Source organism: Variovorax atrisoli 110B (assembly GCF_000382045.1).
Classification (GTDB): domain Bacteria; phylum Pseudomonadota; class Gammaproteobacteria; order Burkholderiales; family Burkholderiaceae_C; genus Variovorax; species Variovorax atrisoli.
Map to the genome: position 1 here is coordinate 132,315 of NZ_KB907464.1, position 6,082 is coordinate 138,396.

Here is a 6,082-nt window from a genome sequence, read left to right on the forward strand (position 1 = left end):
GCGAAGAGGGGGGTCACTAAAATCCGCCGATGCCCAGCTCCACTCCAGCCGCGCCGTCCGGCTACTACGGCCGCCACATCTTCTTCTGCCTGAACGAGCGCAAGAACGGCGAGGACTCCTGCGCCATGCACAACGCGCAGGAGGGCTTCGATCGCTGCAAGGCGAAGGTCAAGGCTGAGGGCCTGTCGGGGCCCGGCAAGGTCCGCGTCAACAAGGCCGGCTGCCTAGACCGCTGCGCAGGCGGGCCGGTGGCCGTGGTCTATCCGGAGGCCGTCTGGTACACCTTCGTCGACAGCGAGGACATCGACGAGATCGTCGAGTCGCACCTGAAGAACGGCCAGGTCGTCGAGCGGCTGCTGCTGCCTCCGAACGTCGGACGCTGAACTTTTCCGCCGCCCCTCTGCTCGTACCTGCGCCAATGAATTCCCAGACAGAAAAGATCACCCTCCAGGGCGCCGCAGGCGCGATCGAAGTGCAGCGCGACCAGCCTGCCGGAACCCCGCGCGGCGTCGCGGTCATCGCCCATCCGCATCCGCTCTTCGGCGGCACGATGGACAACAAGGTGGTGCAGACGCTGGCGCGCGCCTTCGTCGCCACCGGCTGGACCACGGTGCGTTTCAACTTCCGCGGCGTGGGCGCCAGCGAGGGCGTGCACGACGAGGGTCGCGGCGAGCTGGAAGACATGCTGAACGTCATCGGCCAACTCGCCCCCGAAGGGCCGCTGGCGATCGCCGGCTTCTCCTTCGGTGCCTTCGTCGCGAGCGGCGCCGTCGCCCGGCTGTGGTCCGCGCGCGAGCTCCGGCAGATCGTGCTGGTGGGCACGGCGGCGTCGCGCAACAACGTCGCGACGCTGCCGGTGGAGGCGCACGAGCGCACGCTGGTGGTCCATGGCGAGGCCGACGATACGGTCGCGCTGTCCGCAGTGATGGACTGGGCTCGGCCGCAGTCACTTCCTGTCACAGTCATCCCCGGGGGCGGCCATTTCTTTCACGGACAATTGCCGCTGCTCAAGGGTCTGGTCGTCCGCCATCTGCGCGCGGACATCGCTTGAAAGCCGCTCCGGCTTGTTTTCGTCTCTTTCCGAACTCCCAATGAATCGTTTTCTTGGCGCGCTCCGCGCGCTGGTCTTTACCGCCGCCGCTTCCTTCAGCCTGCTCGCCGCCGCCCAGATGCCGGCGCCGCCTGAAATCGCCGCGCGCAGCTATCTGCTGCTGGACGTGACCGCGAACCAGATCCTGGCCCAGAAGGACATTGACAGCCCGGTCGAGCCGGCCTCGCTCACCAAGCTGATGTCCGCCTACCTGGTGTTCGACGCCCTGCGCACCAAGAAGATCACGCTGACCCAGACCCTGCCGGTCAGCCCCCGCGCCTGGAAGATGCCCGGCTCGCGCATGTTCATCGACCCCAAGATGCAGGTGCCGGTTGAAGACCTGATCAAGGGCCTGATCGTGCAGTCGGGCAACGACGCCACCGTCGCCCTGGCCGAAGGCGTGGGCGGCACCGTGGAGCATTTCGTCGAGATGATGAACGCCCAGGCCAAGGTGCTGGGCATGAAGAACACCACCTACAAGAACCCCGAGGGCCTGACCGCCCCCGGCCACACCACCACGGCCCGCGACCTGAGCATCCTGGCGACCCGCCTGGTGCGCGACTTCCCCGAGGAAGCCAAGTACTACGCCATCAAGAAGTACCGCTACCCGGGCACTCCGTCGACCAACGACACCAATCGCAACATGCTGCTGTTCCGCGACCCGACCGTCGACGGCCTGAAGACCGGGCACACCGAAGCTGCCGGCTACTGCATGATCGCCACCGCCAAGCGCGACTTTCCCAACCTGACGGGCGGGCGCCGCCTGCTGTCGATCGTCCTGGGCACCACGGGCGAGACCGTGCGCGCCAACGAGTCGCAGAAGCTACTGAACTGGGGCTACACGGCCTATGACGCCGTGCGCCTGTTCGACGGCGGCCAGCCGGCGGCCACTCCGGCCGTGTGGAAGGGCAAGGCCAATGTGCTGAAACTGGGCCGTCCCGATCCCATCGTTGTGGCCGTGCCGGCCGGTTCGGCCAACAAGATCAAGACCCAGGTGTCGCGCCCCGACCCGCTGGTGGCGCCGTTCACCAAGTACCAGCCGGTCGGCTCGCTCAAGGTCACGCTGGACGACCAGCCCCTGGCCGACGTCCCGCTGGTGGCCCTGGAACCGGTCGAGCAGGCCGGCATCTTCGGCCGTGCCTGGGACGCCCTGCGGCTCTGGATCAAGTAGCCTGAAGGGCCCGAAAAGCCATCGGCAGGCCTGCGGGCCCGCCCGGCTTTGCCGTTTTCAGACTCGTTTGCTATACTCGTGGGCTTTTCGGAATTTTCCGAAGGGTTTCACGTTTTCGTCATTCCCGGCCTCCTTGAGTCACGACAAGGGCGGTTTCACAGCCAGGGCCGGGGCGTTTCTCGTTTTGGGGACTTTTTAATTCATGCCAACCATCAATCAACTGGTGCGTCAGGGTCGGACGGTCGAAAAGATCGCTTCGAAGAGCCCTGCCATGCAGAACTCGCCGCAACGTCGCGGTGTCTGCACCCGCGTCTACACCACGACGCCCAAGAAGCCGAACTCGGCTCTGCGTAAAGTTGCCAAGGTCCGCCTGACCAACGGCTTCGAAGTCATTTCCTACATCGGCGGCGAAGGCCACAACCTCCAGGAACACAGCGTCGTGCTGGTCCGCGGCGGTCGTGTGAAGGACTTGCCCGGTGTGCGCTACCACATCGTTCGTGGCTCGCTCGACCTGCAAGGCGTGAAAGACCGCAAGCAGTCGCGCTCCAAGTACGGCGCGAAGCGTCCCAAGAAGGCTTAAGCCTTCCTGTCGTCAAAAACAAACGGTGTTCGGTTGCCTTGGCGGGTACATCGAACGTAGTGACCCACTGTCGGGTCGAGTAAGTGAGAGTCCCGCTTGACTCTCGCGGTGCCGGAAACGGTGCCAACTGAAGCAAAGAGGTTAGAAAAATGCCACGTCGTCGCGAAGTCCCCAAACGTGAAATCCTGCCGGATCCCAAGTACGGCAATGTCGAGCTGTCCAAATTCATGAACGTGATCATGGAAGGCGGCAAGAAGGCTGTTGCCGAGCGCATCATCTACGGTGCCCTCGACTTCATCGAGAAGAAGAACCCTGACAAGGATCCCCTCGAAGCGTTCACCATCGCCATCAACAATGTGAAGCCGATGGTCGAAGTGAAGTCGCGCCGCGTCGGCGGTGCGAACTATCAGGTGCCGGTCGAAGTCCGTCCCGTCCGCCGCCTCGCCCTGTCGATGCGCTGGATCAAGGAAGCCGCCCGCAAGCGCGGTGAGAAGTCGATGGCCCTGCGTCTGGCCAACGAACTGATGGAAGCCACGGAAGGCCGTGGCGGCGCGATGAAGAAGCGCGACGAAGTGCACCGCATGGCAGAAGCCAACCGCGCATTCAGCCACTTCCGCTTCTAAAAACCAAACTTCGCTTGGGCGTTGGGTGTCGAGTGACGGGCTTCAGCCTGTACTCGAGGCCCAGCGCTCAACGCATTTAACCCGAAAGTAAATCATGTCCCGCAAGACCCCCATCGAGCGCTACCGCAACATCGGCATCTCCGCGCACATCGACGCTGGCAAGACCACGACGACCGAACGCATCCTGTTCTACACCGGTGTGAACCACAAGATCGGTGAAGTGCACGACGGCGCCGCCACGATGGACTGGATGGAGCAAGAGCAAGAGCGCGGTATCACGATCACCTCGGCTGCCACCACCTGCTTCTGGAAGGGCATGGCCGGCAAGTTCGACGAACACCGCATCAACATCATCGACACCCCCGGCCACGTGGACTTCACCATTGAAGTCGAGCGCTCGATGCGCGTGCTGGACGGCGCCGTGATGGTGTACGACGCCGTCGGCGGCGTGCAGCCCCAGTCGGAAACCGTCTGGCGCCAGGCCAACAAGTACAAGGTTCCGCGTCTCGCGTTCGTCAACAAGATGGACCGCACCGGCGCCGACTTCCTGCGCGTTCGCCAGATGATGATCGACCGCCTGAAGGCCAACCCCGTCGTGATCCAGATCCCGATCGGTGCCGAAGAGCACTTCCAGGGCATCGTCGACCTCGTCAAGATGAAGGCGATCATCTGGGACGAGGACAAGGGCGTGACCTTCCAGTACGGCGACATCCCTGCCAACCTGGTCGATGTCTGCAACGAATACCGCGAAAAGCTGGTCGAAGCGGCTGCCGAAGCCAGCGAAGACCTGATGAACAAGTACCTCGAAGGCGGCGAGCTGTCGGAAGAGGAAATCAAGAAGGCCCTGCGCCAGCGCACCATCGCCGGCGAGATCCAGCCGATGCTGTGCGGCTCGGCCTTCAAGAACAAGGGCGTGCAGGCCATGCTCGACGCCGTCGTCGAATACATGCCCTCGCCGCTGGACATCCCGCCGGTGGCTGGCGTGTCGGAAGACGACGAGCCCACCACCCGCAAGGCCGACGACAACGAGAAGTTCTCGGCCCTGGCGTTCAAGCTGATGACCGACCCGTTCGTGGGCCAGCTGACCTTCGTGCGCGTCTATTCGGGCGTGCTCTCGAAGGGTGACAGTGTCTACAACCCGGTGCGCGGCAAGAAGGAACGTATCGGCCGTATCGTGCAGATGCACGCGAACAACCGCGAGGAAGTCAGTGAAATCCGCGCCGGCGACATCGCCGCCTGCGTGGGCCTGAAGGACGTGACGACCGGTGAAACGCTGTGCGATCCGGAAGCCGTTGTGACGCTCGAGCGCATGCACTTCCCCGAGCCGGTGATCCGCCAGGCCGTGGAGCCGAAGAGCAAGGCCGACCAGGAAAAGATGGGTATCGCACTGGGCCGCCTGGCACAGGAAGACCCCTCGTTCCGCGTCAACACCGACGAAGAATCGGGCCAGACCATCATCGGCGGCATGGGCGAGCTCCACCTCGAAATCATCGTGGACCGCATGAAGCGCGAATTCGGCGTGGAAGCCAACGTCGGCAAGCCGCAGGTGGCCTACCGCGAGACGATCCGCAAGACCGTCGAGGAAGCCGAAGGCAAGTTCGTTCGCCAGTCGGGCGGCAAGGGCCAGTACGGCCACGTGGTGCTGAAGATCGAACCCCAGGAAGCCGGCAAGGGCTTCGAGTTCGTCGACGCCATCAAGGGCGGTGTGGTTCCTCGCGAATACATCCCCGCGGTCGAGAAGGGCATCGTGGAAGCGCTGGGCCAGGGCGTGCTGGCGGGCTACCCCGTCGTGGACGTCAAGGTCACGCTGCACTTCGGTTCGTACCACGACGTGGACTCGAACGAAATGGCGTTCAAGATGGCCGCGATCTTCGGCTTCAAGGAAGGTGCCCGCAAGGCCAACCCCGTGATCCTCGAGCCGATGATGGCCGTGGAAGTCGAGACGCCTGAAGACTACGCCGGCAACGTGATGGGCGACCTGTCGTCCCGCCGCGGCATGGTGCAGGGCATGGACGACATGGTCGGTGGCGGCAAGGCCATCAAGGCAGAAGTGCCGCTGTCGGAAATGTTCGGCTACTCGACCACGCTGCGTTCGATGTCGCAAGGCCGTGCAACGTACACGATGGAGTTCAAGCACTACGCCGAAGCTCCGCGCAACGTCGCCGAAGCCATCGTGGCCGCTCGCGCCAAGTAAGTTTTTCAAAAGAACCAGGGGCCGCGCAGTGCGCGGCCCTTCCTGTCTGCGATCCGGTGCCGCCCTGTTCCCGTGCGGGGCGAACCAGCAACCGGATGCAGACATAAAACCAATACACGGGACTGCTCTTTCAAGGATTGAAAAATGGCAAAAGGTAAATTCACCCGCACCAAGCCGCACGTGAACGTGGGCACGATCGGTCACGTCGACCACGGCAAGACCACGCTGACGGCTGCGATCGCAACGGTGCTGTCGTCGAAGTTCGGCGGCGAAGCCAAGGCCTACGACCAGATCGACGCGGCGCCTGAAGAAAAGGCACGCGGCATCACGATCAACACCGCGCACGTCGAGTACGAGACGGCCAATCGCCACTACGCACACGTCGACTGCCCCGGCCACGCCGACTACGTGAAGAACATGATCA

The 6,082-nt window shown here is 63.6% G+C and carries 7 protein-coding genes; all 7 read left to right on the plus strand.

Annotated features, from left to right (window positions below):
- Positions 1-29 precede the first annotated feature (29 nt).
- A complete protein-coding gene (locus G369_RS0130205; protein ID WP_019657811.1) occupies positions 30-383 on the plus strand; it encodes a (2Fe-2S) ferredoxin domain-containing protein in 354 nt (117 codons plus the stop codon).
- A 35-nt stretch (positions 384-418) separates the two neighbouring features.
- A complete protein-coding gene (locus G369_RS0130210; protein WP_019657812.1) occupies positions 419-1,051 on the plus strand; it encodes an alpha/beta hydrolase in 633 nt (210 codons plus the stop codon).
- A 40-nt stretch (positions 1,052-1,091) separates the two neighbouring features.
- The gene (locus tag G369_RS0130215; protein ID WP_019657813.1) at positions 1,092-2,261 is read left to right on the plus strand and encodes a D-alanyl-D-alanine carboxypeptidase family protein; all 1,170 of its coding nucleotides are present in this window, start codon (positions 1,092-1,094) and stop codon (positions 2,259-2,261) included.
- 202 nt (positions 2,262-2,463) lie between these two features.
- Positions 2,464-2,841, plus strand: coding sequence for a 30S ribosomal protein S12 (gene rpsL / locus G369_RS0130220; protein WP_019657814.1), 378 nt, complete (start codon positions 2,464-2,466; stop codon positions 2,839-2,841).
- Positions 2,842-2,990: 149 nt separating this feature from the next.
- Positions 2,991-3,464 (plus strand): 30S ribosomal protein S7, encoded by a 474-nt coding sequence (gene rpsG, locus G369_RS0130225; RefSeq protein WP_019657815.1) that lies wholly within the window; start codon positions 2,991-2,993, stop codon positions 3,462-3,464.
- Between the two features lie 94 nt (positions 3,465-3,558).
- On the plus strand, positions 3,559-5,658 hold the full coding sequence (gene fusA / locus G369_RS0130230; protein ID WP_019657816.1) for an elongation factor G: 2,100 nt from the start codon (positions 3,559-3,561) through the stop codon (positions 5,656-5,658).
- Positions 5,659-5,802: 144 nt separating this feature from the next.
- A partial coding sequence (locus tag G369_RS37270) for a GTP-binding protein (protein WP_020723365.1) occupies positions 5,803-6,082 on the plus strand: 280 nt, incomplete at its 3' end.